General features: G+C 63.0%; 25 protein-coding genes. 1 reads left to right on the top strand and 24 read right to left on the bottom strand.

The annotated features are described in order from the left end of the window. The first annotated feature begins 25 nt into the window (after nt 1–25). Entirely contained in the window at nt 26–253 is a 228-nt protein-coding gene (locus tag FHR70_RS03860) for a TraR/DksA C4-type zinc finger protein (RefSeq protein ID WP_183447271.1), read from the top strand. Here the strand turns inward: FHR70_RS03860 and FHR70_RS03855 are convergent. From FHR70_RS03855 to FHR70_RS03740, 24 genes are all read right to left on the bottom strand, one after another. Beyond that, complete coding sequence (locus FHR70_RS03855) at nt 250–588, bottom strand: hypothetical protein (RefSeq protein ID WP_183447269.1); 339 nt, start codon at nt 586–588, stop codon at nt 250–252. The two genes, FHR70_RS03860 and FHR70_RS03855, sit on opposite strands and share 4 nt — an antisense overlap. Continuing rightward, nucleotides 585–962: a hypothetical protein gene (locus tag FHR70_RS03850; protein WP_183447267.1), complete on the bottom strand. Its 378-nt coding sequence runs from the start codon at nt 960–962 to the stop codon at nt 585–587. The genes FHR70_RS03855 and FHR70_RS03850 overlap by 4 nt, the downstream gene beginning before the upstream one ends. Beyond that, nucleotides 959–1,408: a hypothetical protein gene (locus FHR70_RS03845; RefSeq protein ID WP_183447265.1), complete on the bottom strand. Its 450-nt coding sequence runs from the start codon at nt 1,406–1,408 to the stop codon at nt 959–961. Before FHR70_RS03845 ends, FHR70_RS03850 begins: the two co-directional genes overlap by 4 nt. After that, nucleotides 1,405–1,578 carry a hypothetical protein gene (locus FHR70_RS03840; protein WP_183447263.1) on the bottom strand — a complete coding sequence of 58 codons (174 nt, stop codon included), beginning with the start codon at nt 1,576–1,578 and terminating at the stop codon, nt 1,405–1,407. Before FHR70_RS03840 ends, FHR70_RS03845 begins: the two co-directional genes overlap by 4 nt. 67 nt (nt 1,579–1,645) lie before the next feature. Continuing rightward, nucleotides 1,646–2,143 carry a lysozyme gene (locus FHR70_RS03835; protein WP_183447261.1) on the bottom strand — a complete coding sequence of 166 codons (498 nt, stop codon included), beginning with the start codon at nt 2,141–2,143 and terminating at the stop codon, nt 1,646–1,648. Continuing rightward, a complete protein-coding gene (locus FHR70_RS03830; RefSeq protein WP_183447260.1) occupies nt 2,136–2,348 on the bottom strand; it encodes a DUF7940 domain-containing protein in 213 nt (70 codons plus the stop codon). The genes FHR70_RS03835 and FHR70_RS03830 overlap by 8 nt, the downstream gene beginning before the upstream one ends. Before the next feature lie 53 nt (nt 2,349–2,401). Next, a complete protein-coding gene (locus tag FHR70_RS03825; protein ID WP_183447258.1) occupies nt 2,402–3,094 on the bottom strand; it encodes a tail fiber protein in 693 nt (230 codons plus the stop codon). Next, a complete protein-coding gene (locus tag FHR70_RS03820; RefSeq protein WP_183447256.1) occupies nt 3,091–3,507 on the bottom strand; it encodes a hypothetical protein in 417 nt (138 codons plus the stop codon). The genes FHR70_RS03825 and FHR70_RS03820 overlap by 4 nt, the downstream gene beginning before the upstream one ends. Beyond that, nucleotides 3,507–4,715, bottom strand: a complete 1,209-nt coding sequence (locus FHR70_RS03815; RefSeq protein ID WP_183447254.1) for a hypothetical protein — start codon at nt 4,713–4,715, stop codon at nt 3,507–3,509. The genes FHR70_RS03820 and FHR70_RS03815 overlap by 1 nt, the downstream gene beginning before the upstream one ends. Nucleotides 4,716–4,724: 9 nt before the next feature. Beyond that, entirely contained in the window at nt 4,725–6,689 is a 1,965-nt protein-coding gene (locus FHR70_RS03810) for a DUF4815 domain-containing protein (RefSeq protein ID WP_183447251.1), read from the bottom strand. A 4-nt stretch (nt 6,690–6,693) separates the two neighbouring features. Continuing rightward, the gene (locus FHR70_RS03805; RefSeq protein WP_183447249.1) at nt 6,694–7,179 is read right to left on the bottom strand and encodes a hypothetical protein; all 486 of its coding nucleotides are present in this window, start codon (nt 7,177–7,179) and stop codon (nt 6,694–6,696) included. Nucleotides 7,180–7,227: 48 nt separating this feature from the next. After that, entirely contained in the window at nt 7,228–8,433 is a 1,206-nt protein-coding gene (locus tag FHR70_RS03800) for a hypothetical protein (RefSeq protein WP_183447246.1), read from the bottom strand. Beyond that, entirely contained in the window at nt 8,430–9,527 is a 1,098-nt protein-coding gene (locus FHR70_RS03795; protein ID WP_183447244.1) for a baseplate J/gp47 family protein, read from the bottom strand. Before FHR70_RS03795 ends, FHR70_RS03800 begins: the two co-directional genes overlap by 4 nt. A 94-nt stretch (nt 9,528–9,621) precedes the next feature. Next, nucleotides 9,622–11,673, bottom strand: coding sequence for a hypothetical protein (locus FHR70_RS03790; protein ID WP_183447242.1), 2,052 nt, complete (start codon nt 11,671–11,673; stop codon nt 9,622–9,624). Next, nucleotides 11,670–12,401: a hypothetical protein gene (locus FHR70_RS03785; RefSeq protein WP_183447240.1), complete on the bottom strand. Its 732-nt coding sequence runs from the start codon at nt 12,399–12,401 to the stop codon at nt 11,670–11,672. The genes FHR70_RS03790 and FHR70_RS03785 overlap by 4 nt, the downstream gene beginning before the upstream one ends. Beyond that, complete coding sequence (locus FHR70_RS03780; protein WP_183447238.1) at nt 12,398–13,582, bottom strand: hypothetical protein; 1,185 nt, start codon at nt 13,580–13,582, stop codon at nt 12,398–12,400. Before FHR70_RS03780 ends, FHR70_RS03785 begins: the two co-directional genes overlap by 4 nt. Before the next feature lie 23 nt (nt 13,583–13,605). After that, complete coding sequence (locus tag FHR70_RS03775; protein WP_183447236.1) at nt 13,606–13,878, bottom strand: PAAR domain-containing protein; 273 nt, start codon at nt 13,876–13,878, stop codon at nt 13,606–13,608. Nucleotides 13,879–13,880: 2 nt separating this feature from the next. After that, nucleotides 13,881–14,576 carry a hypothetical protein gene (locus FHR70_RS03770; RefSeq protein WP_183447234.1) on the bottom strand — a complete coding sequence of 232 codons (696 nt, stop codon included), beginning with the start codon at nt 14,574–14,576 and terminating at the stop codon, nt 13,881–13,883. Then, a complete protein-coding gene (locus tag FHR70_RS03765) occupies nt 14,573–16,123 on the bottom strand; it encodes a hypothetical protein (RefSeq protein WP_183447232.1) in 1,551 nt (516 codons plus the stop codon). Before FHR70_RS03765 ends, FHR70_RS03770 begins: the two co-directional genes overlap by 4 nt. 9 nt (nt 16,124–16,132) lie before the next feature. Next, nucleotides 16,133–19,021: a lytic transglycosylase domain-containing protein gene (locus FHR70_RS03760; protein ID WP_183447231.1), complete on the bottom strand. Its 2,889-nt coding sequence runs from the start codon at nt 19,019–19,021 to the stop codon at nt 16,133–16,135. Further along, a complete protein-coding gene (locus tag FHR70_RS03755) occupies nt 19,018–19,158 on the bottom strand; it encodes a hypothetical protein (protein ID WP_183447229.1) in 141 nt (46 codons plus the stop codon). The genes FHR70_RS03760 and FHR70_RS03755 overlap by 4 nt, the downstream gene beginning before the upstream one ends. A 97-nt stretch (nt 19,159–19,255) precedes the next feature. Further along, nucleotides 19,256–19,621 (bottom strand): hypothetical protein, encoded by a 366-nt coding sequence (locus tag FHR70_RS03750; protein ID WP_183447227.1) that lies wholly within the window; start codon nt 19,619–19,621, stop codon nt 19,256–19,258. Nucleotides 19,622–19,689: 68 nt separating this feature from the next. Further along, on the bottom strand, nt 19,690–20,112 hold the full coding sequence (locus FHR70_RS03745; protein WP_183447225.1) for a hypothetical protein: 423 nt from the start codon (nt 20,110–20,112) through the stop codon (nt 19,690–19,692). Between the two features lie 12 nt (nt 20,113–20,124). Continuing rightward, nucleotides 20,125–21,837, bottom strand: a complete 1,713-nt coding sequence (locus FHR70_RS03740) for a hypothetical protein (RefSeq protein ID WP_183447223.1) — start codon at nt 21,835–21,837, stop codon at nt 20,125–20,127. Nucleotides 21,838–21,844 lie beyond the last annotated feature (7 nt).

Here is a 21,844-nt window from a genome sequence, read left to right as displayed (position 1 = left end):
TTTTTATGCCCTTGGGGAGATCAAGATGTCAGCTGAAGACCGCGCTCAGGAGATTGAGCTGCAGGAGTGGGAACGCAATAACAAGAGCCGGCCGGCGCCGGTGAAGTACCAGCCCGGCGACGCCGGCTACGGCCCGGCCGAGTGCGTGAACTGCGATGCGGAAATGCCCGCAGCGCGCCGCGGGCATGGGTTCGACGTGTGCGTCGCCTGCAAGACGGAAGCCGAGCTGGTCGGCAAGCGCTACGCCCGTTAGAGGTTCGCCGCCGGCACCTTCACGCAGCCGGCGGCAGCCGCCTCCCACCGCTTGCCGTACTGATCGGCGAGCTCGAAGTCCTGGCCCAGGATGGCCGCCGCCTTGGCATCATCCGGCTGCCCCTTTGCGTCGACCGGATAGTCGCCCTTCCCGGTTGCATACGCCGGCCTGGCCGGCGCCTCGCTGATGCAGGGATCCTTCACCTTCTTCTCGACCACCACCACTTCTGGCGCAGGCGCCTGCACGGGAGCCGCGCACCCGGCAATCACCAGGGTGCCCAGGCAGGCCGCCACGGCGATCGCGCACTGGGCCAGTAATTTCTTCAGCTCGCTCATCGCCGCATCTCCCAGTTACCGCGCAGCACCTCACCGCAGCTCGTCGACTGCTCAGCCAGTTTGGCCAGCTTGTCCATGCGGCCCTGGCTGAAGGTCGCCATCTCGGTCAGGTGCCGCTGGGCCTGGGCCTGCATGTCGTCGATTGCCTTGGCCTGGGCCTCGGCCACCGCCACGCCCTTGTTCTGCTCGGCGATCGCCAGCTTGAGCTCGGACACCTGGCCCTCCAGGCGCAGGATGGTAGCGTCTTTGTCCTGCAGCGCCTGGCCGTGGCCGGCATTGGCCTTCCACGTAGCAACGACGGCACCACCACCGGCAGCGCCGGCGAGCAGGAGGGCAGCTAAAACCGCCAGGCTGGCGGTTCGCAGGGAGATCATGGCAGAACCTCAAGGGTTAGCGGCGGGAAGATCGCGTGCTCGTCACGGCCTACCAGGTTGCTCTGGTACAGGACTGTATTGACGTAGGTGTAGGTGCCGGGCGGCAGGTTCGGCATGATGAAGCCGTACTTGCCCTGGCGGCACCCGGCCTCGCTATGGATGACGCCGCCTGGCAGGGGGAATAACAGGCCGATGTCATTGCGCAGTCCGGGATTGAACGATGTGCCGATGCTCTCGCTCGTGCAGATATTGCGGATGATGCCGACCACCTCGCCCGGACGGAACTGCTCCTGCGCTTCGCCGCGGACATTGACCACGCCGACGTTGGTCACGGTGTAGGGATTGCTGCCGGAGAGAACGACCCACCACCAGGTGCTGACCATGATGAAGAGTGCGAACAGCACCATGAGTGGGATAGCGATGTTGGCGGGGATTTGTCGTCTCATTTGATGATGACCTTCGCTAGCAGAGCGGCGAAGACAGAGGTCAGCGTCATGCCAGTCAGTCCGTATGCAATGATCCGCACCGGGATGAACTCGGCCTGCGTGACAAAACTCTTCATCCGCTCCTGGATGTGCTCGACCTGCCCCTGAAGGCGGACGATCTGGGTACCCATCTCCCGAAACTCTTTCTCATCGGATGCCATTACTACTGGTCTCGGTTGATTGGTGGGTGCATGGGCATCACAGCTTGCCCTCGCACATTTGCCGCTCGATAGCGCGGCGTTTGACGAGTCCGGGGAGAACCTTGCCGCCGGCCGACACCCACTGCGGGCGCCCGGCGGCATTCTCGTTGAATCGCTTGCAGGCCGTGATCGCGTCGCCAGCGTTGAACGCACGGGCGATCGAGCTCTTGCAGTAAGCGCCGACGCCAACGTTGAAGGCGAAGCTGCTGGCGGCGGCCAGCTGGTAGGTCTTGCCTTCCAGTGAAGGCGTGCAGCGCAGGACGCCCTGGGCGTGCTCGACCAGATCCTGATCCAGCAGCGCCTTGCACTGCTCAGCACTGTACGGCCGGCCCAGCACGGCGGTCTTGGTGTGACCCGTGCAGGCCGTGACGATGCCGATCGGATCGAGGTGACCCCGCAGGATAGTGCCTTCGAACATCGGCACGTAGGCGAGGAGGAGAGCAGCGGCGCCGGCGCCGACAGTGCCTTGCAGGGTGCGGGAACCGACTTTAGCCATTGTCGCTCACCTTTACCTGAGCGACGATGCGGGCCACGGATGCGCCGAGCGAGATAACGGCGGCCGCCACAACAAGGACAGGAGCCTTGCCCGTTGCCCAGTAAGTGAACCCAGCCTCGACGCTGGACACGAGCGCAGCCAAGAGCGAAAGCCTTACGCTCCAGAGGCGCGGAAACTGGCGTTTCCAGTCGTCGATAAATTGCATAAAAAACCCCAAGATTTGCGTCTTGGGGTAGTTTGCTGTCACGACACAGGCGGTCAGAGTTTGATGATCTTGTTCATCACGCCGGTCGGCTGGGTGATCGGATGAGCGGCGCCGGAGCCGTTGTTTTGCGTGCTGATCCCGGTGCCGGACGCATAGATACTGACGCCGGTGGCGGCGCCGTAGATGCTTACGCCGGTAGCGCTTGCAGTGACGTTGGCGTTGAAAATTCGGTTCGCTGTGCCCTGCGCGTTACCTGGTGACCCGGTCGTCGTATCAGCCGTGTCGGTAGTTGTGATCGAGTGGGTGTGCCCAGGGTCATATACGCTGTGCGTGTGGGTTGGGTCATAGACGCTATGACTGTGCCCAGGATCAGTGACGGCATGGTTGTGCTGCGGCATTTGCGCAGCTGTCAGTGTGTGCGCTTGCGCGCCACCAACGGCCCCCAGGGCAGCCCCATTAACCCCGCCGCCGGCTGTCGTTAAGCGCCCAGCAGCTGTGCCGCCCATGCTGTCCCAGCCAGCGAACACACGGCCACGGCCATCGGGCACGAGCGGGTCGTTGTTGCCATTCTTACCGTGCGGGAAGCCGGCGTCGATGAGCTTTTTCCGAAGGGCCGCGGTCTCAGGTACGCCCGCTACCAGTGCCTGCCCGTAACACATAGCCCAGGCCGAACTCGGCGGCGTTGGAAGGGCATAGTCGAGGACGACACCAGTCATGTCGCCCCAAAAGTCGAGTAGTTTGCTCACACGCCTCCCTGACGACGCACGATGGTAATGACCATTGGCGCCGAATAACTCTGGGTGAGAGTGAAGCGGGTCATTACTGCAGGATCCCGCGTCCACTGGTTCTTGTTCAGGCGAACGCCTTCAATGAAGACGGTACAGCCAGTCGTATCGGTCAGACTATTGAGGTTGACCACGGTCTGGTCAGCGGCCAGCGTCTGCACCTCCTCAGCATCCTCCCGCAGGGTCATGATGTTCGATGCATTTTCCTTGATCGCATCGACCAGCTCCTGAATGCTCGACAGGGCCGGGTCGTCGGACGCCAGCAACTCGTCCAGCGAGGTGAAGGCCTCCCGCAACCTGGCGACGTCGTCGTCCAGGTAGTTGTCGGCGTGCGGCAGCGGAAGCTGTAGCGCAGGAGTGCGATCGTCGATCATCAGGTCACACTCGCACGCAGGTTACGGACGATCGGCCGGGCGGCGTTGGTGCCATTGAGAACCAGCTTGATCTTGCAGTTGGCCTTGTTGAAGTCGACCTTCTTGAATCGATACTCATACAGCCCGTCGCCAATGGGAAGCGCAACGCCGTCCTGGGGGATCGTCTCCCATGTGTCGCCAGCCCCGGTGCCGGACAAAGAAACCGCAACGGTCGAGCCAGAAGGCAGGTAGGCGTCGAAGATCACCATGACATCGCTATCAGGCGCGCCAGCTGGGAACGCCCTCGACACATAGTCAGCCGTGGTTTGGACGGTGCCCAGCGCGAGCACCGTGCCCGGGAATACCGTAGTCGACACATGCTCGCTCGCGGACAGCCGGGCTTTCACGCCAATATTGCCGGTCACGGCGGGAATGAACGTCACCTTCTGGCTGTCACCCGTGGTGATCACGGTGCCGTCAGGCAGCTCCAGGTCGATACTGAAGGTGGTCTCGCTGGTCGGGGTGTCAGGCGCGGACAGCACGAGTGCGTCGGTATGCCCGCTGGCAGCTACGGTACCAAGATCAACGACACGCTGGGCCTGGGTGTACTTGGCCGCCAGCAAACGGAAGGTCATGTCACGGTCTTGGTGCGCCGTCCATGTCGAGTTGTTCGACGAGGAGAAGAGCACACCAACGTTGGACGCCTGGCTGGTGACCCAGCGCTGACTCGAAAGCGACCATTTGCCAAGCTCGGCGATCCCAATCGAGGACACTGCGTCATCACACATGACGACGATGCAGTATTCGACATTCGGCAGCAGGGTTACCGGGGTCTGGAACAGCCAGCGGTTCCACGCACCGGCGGTGATGCCGGAGGGATGAAGACTGGCCTCTGCCAAGATGGTCTGGGCCGGATAGCCGTTCGAGGTCTCGCGGATATGCACGACGATCGGCGTCGTACCCTTCGCTTCGACGTAGAGGTCGAGCCCGGCGACCTGGCGCAGGCTGTCGAGATAGAAGGTTTGGGCGAGCGGGTCGTAATAGCGGGTGGTCGAGTTGACCACCTTCTGCATCACGTTCTCAACGAAAGTGCCCTGACCGAAGAACGAGGCACTGGCGTGGCTGCCGCCGGAGCCCTTGAATTCAACCCGCTTCGAGCCAGCAGATACGTTGGCCGGGATAGTGAATTGCCCGGTGACTACACCTTGTGGATTTGCAGTGAGAGCCATGAAGGTTCCTTAAACCGGAGTCACAGGGATGCCATCGAACGTGACGCTGGTGAGCGTTTCGCCCGGGCCAAAGCCGGTGATAGTGAAGTTGATCGGGATCTGTCGCAGGTAAGCGATCGCCGTCGATTTGCTCGAGACCAAATTGGTGTTCTGGCTGGTCACCACATAGGTCGGGCCTCGGCCGCTCCCCTGGGCGTAGTGATAGCCCGGGTCGTAGGCAATGAACTTCTGCGTGACGTCGCTGAGCCACTGCGTGCTGGTCTCAGTCCACCGATCCACGGAAGGATTCAGCGTAACTGGCGCTGCAGGCACGTCGAACGCCATGTAGGGGTTGACCTTCATGGTACCGGTGCGCTCAGCCTGGTCGATGACCACCTCGATCTCGAAGGCGCACTTCTGCGGCGTCTCGATGTCGCTGCCGACAGAGCGAACGGCAGGGATAATCGGCAGGGTGAGTACGCCGCTGCTGATCGCGGCGGTCTGCGCGACACCGATGTCACGGTGGTTATCGTTCAGGAATGGGTCGGAGAAGATCCCCTTCTTGGCCGCCGCCTCGCGGGTAGACACATCCGAGATCAGCAGCTGCTGCGCCACGAGATCCGTCAGTTGATCCATGCGGGTGAACATGGTTTCGATCTCGCGCATGGAGACCGTGCGCACACCATCATTGTTGACGACGGTGGTATCGTCCCAGTTCTGCTGAACCTGGGCCAGGGCGATCATCGTGGACGGGACGGACGGCCGCACCGGGTTGTAGTCGGTCGACACGCCCTGCACCCACACGAACTGGCCGCTGTCATCGATGCACAGGCGATCGATCCGGGGCAGCATGCAGTTGTATGTGGTCAGGATCAGGCTGCCGACCACGGCGCCGGCCACGTCAAAGCCTTTGGCGGTCAGATTCTGCGGCTGGGCAGTCGAAATGTGTCGGTATACGACCTGGTAGGTCGAGCCCGGGGCGGGCTCATTGCCAGCCGGCGACCAGTCTACGGTCTGCCCGGTCAGCACATAGTCGGCGCCCTCCACAAAGGTGGTGCCGCCCTGGGTGACACTCATGATCTGCACGACAGACGTGTCAGGCAGCGGGTCGGCACCGCCAGAGAAGCTGGCGTGCGTCATCGTAGCGGACGACTGCTCGGTGATGCGCACCTGAACGACATCGCGCGCCGGCGGGCGGGCAAAGGTTACGTGCTGCAGCGTTGCAGACGTGGACGTGGTCGGCTCGCTGTCGATCAATTTGATGACTGGTTCGGTCTGATACACCAGGCGCCGCGAGTTGGTCAGGTTGACGCCGAAGCCGTTCACGCGCGCCCGGCCGTCATCCACGGTGTACACCTGGTTCGTGCCTTCATCGGACAGGCGTCGCACCAGCATGCCCTCGACCACGTAGTTCGAGCCAGAGCTGTCGATGTCGTAGCGGGCGATTGCCTGGCTCACGGCATCCAGAACAGGCGGCGCCTCCTTGGCGCGGAGCTGGCCATCGTCGACGTAGTAGATCGGGTAGAACTCTGCGTCATCGCGCTCTCCCTGGATGCCCCAGATCGGCACGACCTTGAGGCGGGCTGCGCCCGGCTCTCCATAGGCGCGGACGTCCGTGGCTGGCTCGGCGAGCTCAGGGTCTTCCTGTTCGGTGACGATCGACTCAAGCAGATAGATACCGATGACCACAGTTCCCGTCAGCGGGATCGTAAAGTTTGCCGGCGGCACACCGCGCACCTGGCCATCCAGGTAGATGGCTCCAGACTCGGCGATCACAGCACCGGTGACGCTGTCCACGATCACGCGAGCATCGCGCACGATGTCGCCGTCCTTGAAGAGCGCGTCGCCCATCATCCGGTGGCGCTGCGCCGAGCAGGCCTGAATCTCGTTCAGCTCAGCCGACTGCAGCACGTTGCCCGCACGAAACAGGTGCTCTTCGTACTGTTTGGCCGGGTTGTAGCGGTTGTAATAGTTGTCCAGCTCGATATCAGCCATGGAATCAGAACTCGATCACGTAGGTGAATTTCTGCTTGGTGTTCGACTGACGAGTGAACCGAGCCACGCGCTCAACGACCACAAGGCGACCAGGGTTGTCGATCTGATCAGGGGTCAGGTAGATGGTGCCAGCAGGCACGCCAGTGGCGAGGGTCGTGCCGATGAACACACCCAGCTCGCGGATATCCTCGCCGATTGCGTGGTTGTAGGCGAACTCGAAGGTCAGCAGCAGGTATTTGGTCGGCGTCGCACTGACGTTGAAACGACCTTCGGGGAGGTCGATGGTGCCGCTTGCGTTGGGCACCGCGTACTGGATGGCAGTTGCCTTCAGGCGACCGACCTCGGCAACGAGGCTGGTTTCGTTCGGGCCAGCCTGCACAGGGGTCGTATCCCATGCAACACTGCCATTGCCCCAGGCCATATGCAGCGGCTGTTCTGACATGTAGGCGGCGACAGCGACGCGACCCTGTTCGGTGAGAATTGCCACCATTGAACCCTCGTAAATTCGTGTTGCCACCATTGTCGCGTCACGACGGGATCACGCGGTCTCTGTATCCATCCTGCCGGCAGACCTGCGCGGCGATGCGGAGCCGCGGGCACGCCATGTCTCGCGCGACCATGTCCTGCCTGCTGACCAGTGGTTGATGTTGGTGGGTAGACGGAACTCTTCGGCAATGCCGGGGGGCTCTTGAGCTGCAGGCAGATCGCCGTGAACATAGATGGGGAACAGCTCGTCCAAGATGACCATGGCCACGATGCCGGCGACACCTCCGGCTACGAGGATTCCTCCCTCGCTCTCCGTCTTTACTCGCCAGTTGCGGATCTGCTGGGCGTTACCGAGCTGCATCCAGTCCAGGCGCGCCTCGTCAAGGGTGCGCACCAAGGCGCCGAAGAGCTCGGTGATACCGAACGTCACCGTACCGTCGAGCCTCCCGTCAATGAACTCGTCGATCTCGGCCTGCGGGGGCAAAATGATCACCCCGGCGGCGCGGTTGCGATCGATCACCCGAAGCACTTCGCCCCAGTCGAAGAGCTCATTGGCCACTGGCTGGATATAGCCGTATCGCCACCTAGCATCATCGACCAGGTGGTCTGAACCAGATAGGCGAGACACATCCAGGCGGAACATGTTTTCCCAGGTTTCCCGGATGACGACCTTCTTCCCGGTCAGCTCGAGAACAGCCTTCTCGATCGCGTACTTGTTGACGCGAAGCCGGAAGGCCTCGGCCGGTATGCGCCCCTGGTAGCGACTGTCCGGCTCTCCGTCGTCACGAGGAACGCCGTAAAGGCTACCCCAGTAGTCCAGCCACTCGCCCTCGGCTGTGGGGATGATCATTTGTTTCAGGGCCTCGCCGACCTGGCGCCTGGCCTCGCGTAATTCGGGCGTGAAGGCCGAATAGATCGACCATAGCAGAGAGCGGAAACCCATGAGCTGGTCGCCGTTGGACACGCTCTGAGAGCCACTGCCCGTAATGAGCACCCGGGCCGACAGGCCGAACAGGTAGGAGGACATCTCTGTGACGGCAAAGCCGTCCGCTTTCAGCCGCAGGATCAGCGAACCGATCGTGTAGGTCGAGAGGTCGTAGGTGAAACTGCGAGATGGATGCGCAGCGATCAACACGTCATTGGACACGCTCCACGACGCGCCATCAGGGTGTCGCAGTCGAAACGCCCGAACTGCGTCTGGCTGCTTATCGAATACAGCGCTGTGCGGGTGGCGGAGGAGCTTCTGCAACATGTTCATATGGCGTAGATCGTCAGCGCGCCTGGCACCAACGCCTCATTCTGCTCGCAGGTGATGTTCGAGGTCGCCGATAATGCCAGCTCCGCCACGTTTGGCGTCCCGATCAAGATCGCTCGCAGGTTGTCGATCAGCAGCGTGTCACCAGGCTGCACGTTGCGGATGGCGTTGGCGTAGGAGTCAGAGATCGTCTGCTGCACCGCAGCCGTCAGGGCATACCCAGACCGCATGCGTACCCCAATGCCCATGGGGATCGATCTCTCAACCATAGGGAGGACGTCGACGCGGATCCCGCCAGCACGAAATCCCGCCACCAGCGGGGTGCCGGTTTCCGGGTCTGCCTGCCCATCGATCAGGCGCTGCCCATCGGCCAGCAGGCCTTCGGACGGGACACCGACCGAGGAGTAAAGGTAGATACGGACGTAACCTGCGGTTTCCCGAATACCGGATCTGGTGACGTACTCATAGATGTTGCCAGTCTCGTCACGCGCGGCGGCCTGTTTTGCAGCGTAGAGGCAGGACAGGACGGTGCCGCGGCTGAGCGATGCGACGAATTCGGCGAAGCGGGCCGACCGCTCATCATCGGTCTCTGCGTCGGTGCCATTGGTGATGGCCTGATTGCTGATGGTGTAGCCGGCACCAAAGAAGGCGGAGCTGGTGATCAGGCCAGCTGCGATATTGTAGGCCAGGCCGGCCGCAGCAGCGATGACAGGGACGATCACCATGGACTGGCCTGCCGCCCAGGTCACGGCGACGGAGCTCAGGTATTCGCGCCCGTCCGTAGATGTGAAGCTGGTTCCGACTGGCACGACGATATCTGCCGCCGGTGGAGTCGCAGCCGATACGCTGACAAAGCCGTGTGCGTAGGCTGCTGGCAGAGTGTCAAACCCGAACGACTGGAATGTCGCCACCGGGATCGCCTCGCGCAGACCAAGGAACATCTGCAGGTACAGCTCTTCCATCTCGACCGCAGGGCCTTCCACGATGGTGCGGGCCACCGAGCCTGGCTGGTAGTCGGTCACCTTCGAGGTAACGCCACGCATGTGGTTGATGATGGCGGCGGTGATGGACGCGAAGTCCTTGATCTGGAAAGCCACGTAAAATGCCCGCATCTAGTGATGCGGGCAGTATGGGGTCACGACTCAAACGTCCGCCCGGTACTTGGGCATTGCGCAAGTAGTCAGGCGATCTCTAGAAGTTTGCCCAGGCGTCTCCGTTTTGCCAGACAAAGCGAGCCGTTGCCCCGGAAGTCAAAGGCATACCGGCGTTAGTGCCATTCCCGAGGATACGCTCATTTGGCGCTGGGTAGACCGTAATCGTTGAAGCGGTTCGATTCTGGACAGTAATGGGGCTGTATCTAGCCTTGGTGTCGGCGCTTGGTAAGCGAACCCCATTACCCGCTCCGCCGGACAGCACGAGACAATATTCTCTCGTGATAGGCGTTGCCGTTGCTTGGTTCGTGCCAGCCGCCGCCATAGTGGTATCGACAAGCGGATTGGTACGGAACTCAAGATGGCCGGCAGTGTTTGTTCCGCGACGAACAGAAAACGCGGGTGCAGCAGAATTATTACAAATGTTTCCGTTGCTTGTGCAGCCATCGATGGTCACTGCATCAACATATTGGCCAAGAACAATAGGCCAGTGATCATTTGCAGGGATCACCTGAGACTGATCGAGATGGAAGTGAGCGGAAATTCGGATGGTTGCGCCACCCGTAATGTCTAGCTCTGGAGAGCCATTCATCTCGAAATAAAGTTTTTCGAAAGTGCCGGTATTTGCACCGCCACGGAAGAAGGGGCCATCGGAGTTTTCGTAGAGCCCACTCATGCGAATGACGTTAACAAATTGATCGAAAATGAAGCCGCTTCCGCTGATCTCGAAATTTACGTCCTGAATGTTGACGTCGTAGCCGTAAGTCGCATTAAGGAATATGCCTTGATGACGGCGCATCAGGTTCTTGCCGGTAAAGGCCCAGCTCTGAATATAGTCTGCTGACTGCAAGCACTTTATATTGCGCCATTGGCAGCTCTCAAAGGTCAGGCGGAGAAATTTGTCACTCACGACATACGCATTCAACGCACGGTCAGAAGCCTCAAACCTTATTTTGTCGAAGTGCAGGTACTCGGAGGAAGGTGACTTCAGAGCGCCGAAAGATCCATATGGGAGACGACTTGAGAACAGCGTGATCGCCGTATTCACGTAGAACCCGCCGCCGTTCACGCCGATTAAGTAGAATTCACCCGCAGACGCATCGACCGGGTTGTCAACCATAAGCGTGGCGGCGATACGATACCGTTCCGAAATGACGAGCGATTTTGCAGGCGTGAAACTTAGACAGTAATCAATCGCCTTCTGAATAGCAGCTGTATTGTCCGCAGAAATCCCCGGAACGGCGCCGAACATTCTAGCCGTTATTACACTTGGAACTTCCCACTTCCATCTTTTCCCATCGTTGGAAACGACTAGGTACGGAAATGATTCCGCAGAAGAGTCGTCTTCTTCGTCCAAGTTATAGACGACCCCGTTCAGAATGGCGGCTCTGGCACCAGTCAAACTTTTCAACTCGCCAAGCGATGAAACAATCCTGTCAACTGAGCTACTAGCCTGAGTTGCTGCAGCCAATGCCTTGCCAACGCTCCCGGCTGGGTAACTGATGCTGCTATCGAATGGCACCATTCCAGCACCATCATTGGCAACCACACTGCTCGCCTTCTGGTTGGCGGCGGCAGCGGCCTGGCCGGCAGCTGTCGCCTTCTGATCAGCCGTAGCCGCAGCCTGCCCCGCAGTATCAGCTTTCTGGCTAGCATTTTGCGCCGCCTGCTGCGCCTGGTTGGCGACCTGTGCGGCCGTGCTGGCGGAAGCTCGCGCCTGCTGGGCCGACTCGGCAGCAGCAGTTACTTGGCCAGTTGCAGCCGCCACAGATTGCTCTGCGGCCTGAGCGCTCCGTTCGGCAGCTTCTGCCGCAGCCGTGGCTACGTTGACTTGGTTGGCCGCCACGTTGGCGCTCTCTGCCGCACTGACAGCACTCACACGCGCCTGCTCTGCCGATGCAGCTGCAGCGGTCGTCACCGCGCCGACGTGCTCGCCGATCTGCCTGAACAGCTCGTGCACGGTAGGCACCTCGCCTGATTCAGTCGGCACTGTCTCGCCCTCCGGCCCATGGACGATGTTATTCAGCGTGCTGGTGTCGGACTCAAGACGCACCAGCGATGCCTCGATGCGTTCGTTGGGGGTGTCGCTCATGGGTTAAACCTCAGCCTTGGCGGCAAAGTGAAGTGGACGAATTCATGAAGCAGGTCGACATGCATGCCGAATTCCTGCTCCGGGGTTGGGTCTTCAGTGGCGAAGTTCGGCTCATCGCTGCCGACGTCGATCACGTCGCCGGCAATCGTCTCGACGCGCGCCGTCACGCGCACCTGATCTCCAGAGACATCAGCGATGGAGCTTTTGACGGTATTGACACGGTAGTCAGCCGCCAGGGTGGCGCGGACGTACTCGGAGCCCAGCGTGGAGGCCAGCGGGCCGTTGGCTGTGCCATGCAGGCGCCAGACCAGGCAGCCGTATTGGGAATGCCGCTTCTGCTGCCCGCGTGGCGTGATGATCGCGTGACGGAGCTGCTGGACGAGGTTGTCGGCGCCAGACACGGCTGCGATGTCTCCATCCGCGTCGGCTGCCATTCTGCGCCCCCACATGCCGCAATCACGGCCGAAGGTTTGCTCGACACTGTCATCGTCGCCCAGGAATCTGCCCGCCGGGGCCGGAACACGGATAAACGTGCCGTTGAGCAGGACGCGCTGGCTTGCTGCGCTCTCGTCGTCCGTGAGGTAGGGCGGCAGCAGATCGTTGAGCCAGACCAGCTCAGGCCATCTGTTGGCGTCACCAAGCTCACGGGTGGCGACAGTGCCCAGGTCGTCGCCATGGTGCGTCTGCACCAGGCGAAATGGCGGCAGCTCGCGCTCGAACTCGCTCATTGGTTCACCACGGTGCCGGCGTTGATGTTGTCGAGGTGCCGACCGATCTCTGCCAGTGGGATAGGCGCCAGAACGGGGTCACTACGATTCACGCTGGACACGCTGGAAAGCGCCGCACTGTTCAGTTCGATCGGCAGCTTTTCCTCCTGCATGAGCGCGAAAGCGTTCATGTTGGTGTAAGCGCTCATCGAACGGCCGCCCGTGGTCGAGGAACAGTTCGAAGCGCCGTACAGCCCATCGTACTCCTGGTAGGTCTTGCGCGGGCGCAGCGAGTTGCGCAGGATGCACAGCGCCTCGTTGTAGGCGGCACCGACCCTGGATATCGCAGCGCGAAGATGGGCCGGCAGATTGGATATGGACGAAATCGTCCGGAACACATTGATCCCGACCTGGGCCATGTCGCCGGCAATGCCGATCAGGCGGTTGGCGACGCCACTCACCCCGTTGCGGACGGCCCCGACCGCCGTGCTGACTGCTCCAAGCACGGAAGCCGAGATGTCGACGAAAGTCTTCACCGTGGCAGCGATCGGGGCCAAGGCCTTGTCGACGAAGCCGAGCGCCGAGCTGACCCAGCCCTGCACGCTCAGGGCGAAGTCCCAGAGCCGGCCGAGCACGCCGCCGAGGGCATCAAGGCCGGCCGGAATGTTCCCCAGGAACGGCAGGATGCGCAGAGGGTTATCGATGTCTGTCGAAATGGCCTGCAGGGCGATGTTGTACTGGAAGAGGAGCGGCCGGTTACGCGAGCGGCGCAGCGTGAAGCTCATGGGCGCCACGTTCCAGCAGAACCCATCGAGCATGTCGACGAACAGGAGCTTGACGGAGGCCGGATCGGTGCCGATCTCGATCGCGGCCTGCTTGGCTGCGTGATAGGCCGGCATGACCGTGTCGTGCAGGGTCAAGAAATGCTCTGCGCCATCCTCACCGCTCGAGCCGCCCTTCCGCCACCCGGTGTGGCCGCTGATCGTGCACGAAGGCAGGCCAGCCCCGAAGTTATCGGCCCACCCCTGGGTGGTGCGGCCAAGCGTCTGGGTTACAGCGATCCGGGACGGCTCATTGCGCTGCAGATCCTCTGGCCTGATCTTCAGGGATACGGGCGAGCCGAGGCTTCCGCCGTTGTTGAGCACGAAGGCTATCGGGCGGATGCCGGCACGCTGATCGGTAGGCGGGGCTGTTGGTAGCATGCCACCAGTATGAGGTCACGACGCTAGCCGCCGGCGAAGACGTTGCCGCTCCCGGTTGCCGCGTGCCCGCAGCTGGCCTGGTCGCCGGCGCGGCAAACCGGTATCCCGCAGGCGAAGACCGTCGAGCTGTGCCCGACCATCACCGGTGCCGCCGAGTGTGGCGGGAACGGCGGATGGGGCGCAACATCTGCGCCCTGGACAGCGCATGGCGCCCCATTGATGAAGACCGTGGGCGCCAGGTTGCCGATAATGGTACCGCCGGCCGCGTCGACGCCAACGCGAGAGATGCCTGGCATGATCAGCCCTCGTTGAGGCGCACGTTGGCGCCGTTGATCTTGGCGTCGCCAGAAGCCTTCACCAGGAACTCGCCCTCGGTCTCCATCGAGATGTTGCCCTTCGCCTTCATGGCGATCGCGCCCTCGGCCTCGATGGTGAAGTCCTTCTCCAGCTTGAAGGTGACGGCGCCATCAGGGGTCATGGTCAGCACCACGGCGTTGCCGGCCAGGCCGATGCGGACGTTGACCTTGCGGCTGGTGTTGCGATCAGCTTTCGCGTTGCCGTCCGCGTTCTGGCCGGCAGTGTCCTCGGCGTCCGGCGCCTCGCCGATGCGGATGTAGGTGCCGCTGGGGTGCTGGAACTGCACGTTGGCGTCGCCGTCGATCGACCATTGGACATCGGACTGGTGCCGGCCGACCAGGCGCTTGGGATCCTTCGACAGCATCTGGTTGACCTGCGGGTACAGGAACCCGCTGACCACCGGCTGCTTGTTGATGACGTCGACGACGGCGATCTGATCCTGACCCGTGCGCTGGGAGATATCCCACTTGTTGGCCTTCTCCGGCACCGCCGGCAGGTCGACCGTGCCCGATCGGCTGCTGCCGTTCATGGTCATGACCTGCACGCCGACCATGCGCTCGCCGGTATCGGCCATGACCAAGTCGACGGAATGGTCTTCAGGGTGGGTGGCAACGACCACCGCCAAGCGCTTACTCATGGGAATCCCAGCCTGCGGGCCTGCTCGGCCAGCCATGGTGAATTGATGCCGCCCTCGGCGGATGTACGGTTTACGAAGCCCTCGCCACGCTCGAACTGGATCGTGGCCGTGTAGCCCTGGAACGGCAGGAACTCGTCGATGAGGGTTACGACATAGGCGTTCGCCTCGGTGGTGCCGAGCGTGAGCACGGCGTAGTCGCCAGCGCGCAGCGGCCCACTGCCGTCCCGGCGCATCAGGCCGCCCTTGATCCGGGCCATGCCCCGCTCGAGCACCACGTTGTCGCGGTTCATCTCGACCATCAGCCGGCGGCGCTTCTCGATCCAGGACTCGATCTCGGACGATCGCTTGTCTTGCTGCTCTTCCGGCAGGCCGCTGGTCTCGTTGGTGATCCCGTCGCCACCCTGCTGGGTCTCGGCGTACATGGGGCGCACACCGTAGTATTTGACGGCCGAGTTCGGGTATTCCTTCAAGTTGACGGTGTCATCGGAGGATTTGATGGCCGACAGCTTGCGGTACAGGTCGTCCACCAGGTCGTACTTGCTGTTGTTGACCCAGTAGAAGTTGGCCACGTTCGCGTCTGAGCGCGCTGTAGAGACGCTGGCGATGTAGTCGTCCGGCACCGTGACATAGACCGGCTCCGGCGCATCATCCTGGATCTTCCGGCTCTTCGCCCCCTTCGGCTTGGTCAGGTGCATGGCCGGGATCGGGCGATAGACCACGTGCACGCCGTCCTCGCGATCCTCGGTGTAGAGCTCGTTCCACACGCCCACGTCGCCGTAGAACTTCAGGATGTCGTAGATCGAGCCCTGCATGTTCTGGTAGCTGTTGTTCACCACACCGTGCTTGACCGCGATGCTGTCGCCGGTCTGCAGCTCTTTGGGCATGGGCGAGTTCTTCGGCATGAATTTGGTGATGTGCGGGTTGATCACCTTCTTGATCATCTGCCGCACGAACTCAGGCGCCGACAGCACGTTCTTGGCATCGACGCCGAACATGTCCCAGAGGTTGAAGCTGGTCAGCAGCGCCTGGCCCTCGGCATAGGCGGCCAGGTAGATCACCTGGAAGGTCTGCCAGATTTTCCCGTAGTCCTGCCCGCTGATCACCACCTGGCGCACCGGCTTGCCGTCGCCGGACATGCTCTGCATGCGCTGCACTTCCGATACGAAGCCGCGCATCTTGATCGGCAGCACCGCCGGGCGTGGGCCGACGCCGCCCCACATGCGGATCTCGACCACGTCCATTGGCTCGACCAGGCCATAGATCGACTCGATAGCCTGGGTCGGCACGCAGAGCATCTGCTGCACCTCGGCCAGAACAGATCCCTGCGGCCGGTCGGCGAAGGTGACGCTGAAGGCGCCTGCGGGCTCGCGCACGCTCTTGCTGGTCACCACGCTCGATCCCTCACCCAGGAACGGGGTCAGGTCGATGTACTCGTCCTTGCCCTGGTACCGGGTGGAGACGGCTGTCTGGCCATCCACCGTCGTGCGGCTGATCGTCTTGTACAGGCGCACGCTGATTTGCGGCTGCGCGTCTTGGATATGCGGCATTCTGACCCCTTAGCCGGTGGTGCCGAACGGACTGGCCGGACGGATGGTGGTCGCCAGCATCTGCGTTGGCGCCACTGGCTGACCGGCTGCGTTCTTGTGGATGACCTCAATCGGCGGCGCATCGAGGATGAAGCGCTGGTCTCGGCCGCCGGCAGCAGGGGCGCCGTCAGGCAGCGGCGTGCCCTGGCTCGCAGCGTTGCGCTCCATGTGGCCGCGGATGGCCGGCACGTAGTTGCGCGTCTCGCTGTTGTTCCAGCGGCTGCGGCGCGGGCCGGCGTTGTAGGCGCGCAGGGCATCGTCCCAGTTGCCGAACTGCTGATAGAGCTCGCGCATCAGCTCCTTCTGCATGAAGGCGGCGTCCTGCGGGTCGAACGAGTCGAACTTGCGACCGAACTTGCGCTCCATGCCTGCCTTCGTCTCCGGCATGAACTGGGCAGCGCCCTCGGCGCCCGCGTGGCTGACAGCGCCCGCGTGGAATCGGCTTTCCTGCTGCATCTGCGCCCACAGCAGGCCTTCAGGCGCACCGATCTCCTTCTCGTAGCCGGCGACCATCGCCCGGTACGCCGGGTCGTAGGCCAGCTTGCCAAGCCCCTTGGGCATCACGCCACCACCGGCGCCGGCTGGGTATGCAGCCGATCCCGTGCCGCGCCGGCCGCTGCCGTTGACGAACCGCTGGCCAGGGCCACCAGACGAATAGCTGGCCGGCTCCGGCAGCAGCTTGCGGGTCTCGTCGTCGCGCATCGCCTTGACGCGCTCGCTCAGCATATCGTTCTCCTCGGCCAGCAGGTCGGCCTGCTCCTGCTTGAGGCGATCGATCTCCTCGTTGGCCGCCTTCTGGATCTCGCGGGAGCGTTCGATGGTGCTGTAGTCGGCCGGGTTCTCGCCCATGCGGGCATCGAAGATTTTCTTGCCCTGCTCGTCGATCAGCGCGCCGTACTTGCCCTTGATAGCCTGCGCCCGGCCGTTCGAGTCGGCCCGCATGACGCCTTCCTGGATGTCGGCCGCGGACTTCTCGCCCTTGCCGGCGATGTACATGATCCCGTGGCGCATCTCCTGGGTGAGCGGGATCAGCTTGTCGGCGATCGACGTCTTGATGTTATCGATGGCGTTCTTGCTGTCCCGGATGTCCTTGCCCTGCGTCTGCTCCTGGTCGCGGCTGGCCACCAGGCGGGTCAGCAGCTCCTTCTGGGCCGAGATGTTGTTCCCGCCCATGACCTGGTCGAGCTGGCGTTGCTCGTCGGCGGACAGGGCACCGGCACCGGTGCGGGAGCGCAGGCTGCTGGCAATGCCGGCCCGGTCAGCGTCCGAGCCGAACATCACCTTGGACAGGGACGAGATGCCGCCAGCATTCAGGTCGCTCAGCTTCACACCAGCTGCAGACAGGCGACGCTCCATCTCGCCAGCCTGGTTCGGGTTGATCATGTGCAGGGCGCCGGCCTGGGCCATGCTGACGCCCAGGTGGTTGGCCGTCGCATGCAGCATCATGCCGCCGTTGCTGCCGTACTGCTGCTTCAGGCCGGCCAGCGATTCTTCCAGAAAGGTGGACTGCCCGCGGGGGCCACGGATGCCAAAGCGGCTCGCCATGCTGCCCGGGCCGAAGGTGCTGTCGAGGGTGGAGAATGCGCCACCCTCACGCCAAAGCTGCATCTGGAACGGGTCGAGGCCATGCCGCGCGCCGATGGTCTGGGTAAAGAACTGGCTTGCCTCGCCCTTGGCGCCGCCGCCGGCCAGCGTGGCATTCACCCGGGCCAGCAGCCCGGCCGTGCCGGCAGGGTCAAGGCCCGGGATGCCCGAACCAGTCAGGGCCGAGAACATGCCGGCATAGCCGCCCACGTTCGCCCCCAGGCTCGCCCGGGTCTGCTGGGTCGCGTAGCCGGCGATCGCGTCCATCACCTCGTCGGCCTTGGCGAAGGCGTTCGAGCGGGCGATGGTCTCGCCGATGATCAGCGCGAACTTGCGGCTGTCCTGTTCGCTGCTGGTCAGGCGCATGCCGCGCATGGTGCCGAGCGCGCCGACGCCCTGGCTTGGGTCGAGGCCGTAGGCGCGGGACAGGCCGACGCCGGTCTGCAGCTCGCTGCCGAGCGTCTTGTACTGGTCGGCCGTCAGGTTGCCCAGCTTGGCAAACTGGGTGCCCAGCTGCGCGGCCTCGGTGAAGGTCACCTTCACGTTGTCGGCCGAGCTCTCCAGCACGCTCTTCAGGGCGCCGAACGACACATTGACGTCGCCCAGGCTGCGCTTCAGCCGGTCATAGGCGACAGCGTTGTCCTCGGCGACGCCCATCTTCTCGGTGGCGGCGCCGACGAGCTTGCCCAGGCCAAGGGCGCCCAGGCCGCCGAGCAGGCCCATCAGGCCGGCGCCGGCACCCATCGACAGGCCGGTCGACAGCGAGCCGGCAGCAACGCCGCCAGCCGGGCCGAGGCCGCGCAGGCCACCACCGATGATCGCGGCGCCGACACCTGGCTGACGACGGGTCGGTGGCTCAGGGGCACGAGTCGGCGGCTGGCTCGAGGAGCCTCCCGGGCGCCGGGATGGCGAGACAGGGGAATGCGCGTCCTCGAAAGATGCGCCCATGAAGACCACCGCCTCGCGCATGCGGCGCAGGCGGGTGCTCTCGTTGAGGTACATCTTCGACCAGTCGGCCTCGAACGGGTTCTTGCCCTCCTGGCCGCTCTTCTTCATCCGCGCGCTGAGTTCGCCCTGGATGCGCAGCAGCTGCTGGGACTGCTTCGTGAAGTAGTCCAGATCCTGCTTGCTCTTCAGCGTGATCGGCTCGAACCGCTGGTTGCTGGCCTTTGCGACTGCCTTGCCGATCGCCTCGAACTGGCGATTGACCTGCGCGATGCGCTTCTCAATGTCGCCAGAATCGAAACTGGCCTCAACAGGGATTTTGATGCTCATTTGCTCAGGTTTTCCCAGGCGTTAGGGTCGTTTTCCAGCTTGGCCAGCTCAGCTTCCATGTCGAAGTCTTCGTCTTCCACCTCGTCACCGGCTTTCGGGTCGTCGTGGTAGATGTGAGCCCAGTAGTCGGTGGTCATTTCTTCCAGCGTGCATTCCAGGAACCTTGGGTCGGTGCTGGTCAGGTTGTATTTGCGCCTGAACCAGAACTCGATCGTCTTGGCCCTCTCCTTGCCGTTACGCTTCGCCGCCTTGTGCAGGTTTGCGTCGAAAAGACCGCTCCTTGTCGCGAAAGGCTTCGTGCACCTTCGCGAGCTTGGAGTAGGTGTCCTCGTCGAGCGGGTCGACGTCCATCAGATCCTTGATCGGGTTGCCGTCGATATCGGCCAGCCAGCCTTCTGGGGCCTCGACCATCAGCGTGCGCATATCCGACAGCCAGCCACCGATCTGGGCCAGCCAGGCGGTTGGCTCCACGCCGTCGATGTACCGGGCGAACTCCCGCTGGATCACGATCTCGTCGCGCATCGTGCGCCGGGCGAAAATGAACGTGCCGAGGCCTTCGACCTCGACGGGGAAATCTGTCTTCTGCGGCTCACGAGCCATGGTCATTCTCCTGATAAAGAAAAGCCGCCCAGCCGGTCGGGTGGGCGGCGGTTACAGCTATTGTGGCGTCACGCCGCGCTGCCGGTCACGTCCAGGGCCATGAACTGGCCAGATTGCATGACGATGGCGTGCTTGCTGACTTCCAGGTCGCCGGATGCGTAGGTACAGCCGATGTACTTGCGCAGCAGGGCACCGTCGTCCTTGGAGTAGACTTCGATGTCGCAGACCAGGCCGAGCAGCGCGGTCTCGCCATTCTCGGTGGCGACGCCGGCCTCCAGCATGGCGCCGCGGTTGAGCAGCATCGCGCTCACGCTCAGCGAGTGACGGGCCATGGTCGGCACGTGCTCGACGACGTGAATGTCGCCGATGCCACTCGCCGGCTCGGGCGAGTAGTCATCGTTTGCGCGGACGGACTGCAGCAGACCGATCTGCTTGCCATCGAGCACGATGGCGATCCGGTTGCCGGAGCGGGTTTTGAGGTTCTGTCTCATGGGTCAGGCTCCTTATGCGCTCGCGCTGCCGCTGTACGGGACAGCGAACACGCTCACGAGGATGTAGTTGGCAGGGATCACCGGCGAGCATTCGAATTCGACGCGAACCACGTCGCCTTCGATCGAGGCCTTGATCCCCTTGTAGGCAGGGCTCTCTGCGTCACCAGCCAGGATGCCGGGGCCTTGAGGCTCCTGGCGGGCCAGCTCGCGCAGGGCGCTGTCGGCGATGCTGATCGCGCGCGACAGCAGCAGCGGGTTGGCCTTCTGGCCGCGCAGCACGTCCAGCGCTTCACGCACAGTACGCACGGTGAAGTCGAGGGCGAAGCCGCAGGACTGCTCCACGCGGTTGTAGTTGTCGTTCTGGCGCCAGGTGCTGATCGACTTGACCACCTTGTAGCCGGCCTCGGTGTTTTCCAGAGGCAGCACGCCACCCAGGATCAGCTCGTCGGTCTCGGTCGGGTTGATCAGGTCGCGCTCGAGGCCGCGAACCTTGATGGTCTTGTTGGTCAGCGGGGTGCCCGGGTTGACGCCAGAGAACGCACCAGCCAGCAGGGCCGCGGTCATGTACGGAGGCATGAGCACGAGCTTGCCGCTCAGGTCGTAGTCGTAGTAGCCCAGGTGCACGAGCGAGGTGCGGTCGCTGTTGAGCGCCTTGGCGGCGGTCAGGGCGGCCTCGTTGCTGGTGTTCACCGTGGTGCCGACGATGCTGCGACGCTCTTTGCGCAGCTGCTCGGAGCAGAAGGCGCAATGGGTGTCGTTGAGGGCGTGAATGGCAGCCTCGCCGCTGATCGGGGTAACCCACTGCACGTCGACGCGCTGCAGGGCCTCATAGGCGTCAGCCCAGTCCTGAACGGTGGTCGTGCCGTCGCTGCCGCCAGCCAGGTAGGTGAAGCCGATGTTGGCGGGCACGGTGCCGGCATTCGCCAGGCGCTCGGCGCGCACCAGATCCTGGTTGGAACCGTTGAACCAGTCGACGACGGCCTGCAGGTTGGCGGTGGCGGTGTACTTGGTCAGGACGTCCTGAGCAGACACGAAGTCCAGCGCGGTCAGCGTCGGCTGCGAGTCGCTGCGGCCTTCTACCGAGGCGGCGAAGCCAGGCACGGCGTTGATGCGATCGACCAGCGCGCCGACAGTCGGGAAGTCAGCCAGGGCGATGGTCTCGACAGCGGTACCGGCCGGTGCCGACAGCACGACCTGGGTGCCGCTCACGGTCAGTGTTGCGGTCGCTTCGCCGCCGCTGTACTGCACGCTGAAAGTATTGCGAGCAATGTTGTCGGCCGAGTAGAAGCGGTTGCCCTGCTGGATGGTGATGCGCTTGCCGGTCAGGGTGCCGGACTCGATCTTGGCGTTGATCTGGTTTTCGCCCAGGCCAAAGCCGATCGAAGTCAGCTTGATGACGTCGGCATCAGCGCCATTCTTGAGGGTCAGCGCCGACTGGATGGCCGGGTTCACACGCACGGCGACCACGGTGGCAGGACTGCCGACCTCGGCGGACGGATCGAACGCCTTTAGCACGGCTTCCAGCAGCTCGCCGCTGCGCAGGACACGCTTGGCCTCGCTCGGGCTGGAGAAGCGCAGCGGCTTGTGCGGCTCGCCGCCGGTGGAACGGCCGACCAGGGCGGCGACGTTGCCGACCGAGATGTTCTGGTTGCGCATCGCCTCGTCATTGACGACAGACGCGGTAGTCGGGGTAACGAGAAGTTTCCCGTCGAAGAAAACGGACATGTCGCCT

Source organism: Microvirga lupini (assembly GCF_014191055.1).
Taxonomy (GTDB): domain Bacteria; phylum Pseudomonadota; class Alphaproteobacteria; order Rhizobiales; family Beijerinckiaceae; genus Microvirga; species Microvirga lupini_A.
Note: the sequence above shows the minus strand (reverse complement) of the source record. Positions and strands in the feature narration are given on the sequence as shown.

Excerpts from the sequence above, each read along its gene's own strand:
- FHR70_RS03815 (WP_183447254.1), bottom strand. The coding sequence starts at position 4,715 with ATGGCTCTCACTGCAAATCCACAAGGTGTAGTCACCGGGCAATTCACT.
- FHR70_RS03820 (WP_183447256.1), bottom strand. The coding sequence starts at position 3,507 with ATGATCGACGATCGCACTCCTGCGCTACAGCTTCCGCTGCCGCACGCC.
- FHR70_RS03750 (WP_183447227.1), bottom strand. The coding sequence starts at position 19,621 with ATGGCTCGTGAGCCGCAGAAGACAGATTTCCCCGTCGAGGTCGAAGGC.
- FHR70_RS03860 (WP_183447271.1), top strand. The coding sequence starts at position 26 with ATGTCAGCTGAAGACCGCGCTCAGGAGATTGAGCTGCAGGAGTGGGAA.
- FHR70_RS03845 (WP_183447265.1), bottom strand. The coding sequence starts at position 1,408 with ATGAGACGACAAATCCCCGCCAACATCGCTATCCCACTCATGGTGCTG.
- FHR70_RS03840 (WP_183447263.1), bottom strand. The coding sequence starts at position 1,578 with ATGGGTACCCAGATCGTCCGCCTTCAGGGGCAGGTCGAGCACATCCAG.
- FHR70_RS03755 (WP_183447229.1), bottom strand. The coding sequence starts at position 19,158 with ATGACCACCGACTACTGGGCTCACATCTACCACGACGACCCGAAAGCC.
- FHR70_RS03805 (WP_183447249.1), bottom strand. The coding sequence starts at position 7,179 with ATGGTGGCAATTCTCACCGAACAGGGTCGCGTCGCTGTCGCCGCCTAC.
- FHR70_RS03835 (WP_183447261.1), bottom strand. The coding sequence starts at position 2,143 with ATGGCTAAAGTCGGTTCCCGCACCCTGCAAGGCACTGTCGGCGCCGGC.
- FHR70_RS03790 (WP_183447242.1), bottom strand. The coding sequence starts at position 11,673 with ATGAGCGACACCCCCAACGAACGCATCGAGGCATCGCTGGTGCGTCTT.
- FHR70_RS03765 (WP_183447232.1), bottom strand. The coding sequence starts at position 16,123 with ATGCCGCATATCCAAGACGCGCAGCCGCAAATCAGCGTGCGCCTGTAC.
- FHR70_RS03850 (WP_183447267.1), bottom strand. The coding sequence starts at position 962 with ATGATCTCCCTGCGAACCGCCAGCCTGGCGGTTTTAGCTGCCCTCCTG.
- FHR70_RS03855 (WP_183447269.1), bottom strand. The coding sequence starts at position 588 with ATGAGCGAGCTGAAGAAATTACTGGCCCAGTGCGCGATCGCCGTGGCG.
- FHR70_RS03740 (WP_183447223.1), bottom strand. The coding sequence starts at position 21,837 with ATGTCCGTTTTCTTCGACGGGAAACTTCTCGTTACCCCGACTACCGCG.
- FHR70_RS03810 (WP_183447251.1), bottom strand. The coding sequence starts at position 6,689 with ATGGCTGATATCGAGCTGGACAACTATTACAACCGCTACAACCCGGCC.
- FHR70_RS03745 (WP_183447225.1), bottom strand. The coding sequence starts at position 20,112 with ATGAGACAGAACCTCAAAACCCGCTCCGGCAACCGGATCGCCATCGTG.
- FHR70_RS03775 (WP_183447236.1), bottom strand. The coding sequence starts at position 13,878 with ATGCCAGGCATCTCTCGCGTTGGCGTCGACGCGGCCGGCGGTACCATT.
- FHR70_RS03800 (WP_183447246.1), bottom strand. The coding sequence starts at position 8,433 with ATGAACATGTTGCAGAAGCTCCTCCGCCACCCGCACAGCGCTGTATTC.
- FHR70_RS03830 (WP_183447260.1), bottom strand. The coding sequence starts at position 2,348 with ATGCAATTTATCGACGACTGGAAACGCCAGTTTCCGCGCCTCTGGAGC.
- FHR70_RS03780 (WP_183447238.1), bottom strand. The coding sequence starts at position 13,582 with ATGCTACCAACAGCCCCGCCTACCGATCAGCGTGCCGGCATCCGCCCG.
- FHR70_RS03770 (WP_183447234.1), bottom strand. The coding sequence starts at position 14,576 with ATGAGTAAGCGCTTGGCGGTGGTCGTTGCCACCCACCCTGAAGACCAT.
- FHR70_RS03785 (WP_183447240.1), bottom strand. The coding sequence starts at position 12,401 with ATGAGCGAGTTCGAGCGCGAGCTGCCGCCATTTCGCCTGGTGCAGACG.
- FHR70_RS03760 (WP_183447231.1), bottom strand. The coding sequence starts at position 19,021 with ATGAGCATCAAAATCCCTGTTGAGGCCAGTTTCGATTCTGGCGACATT.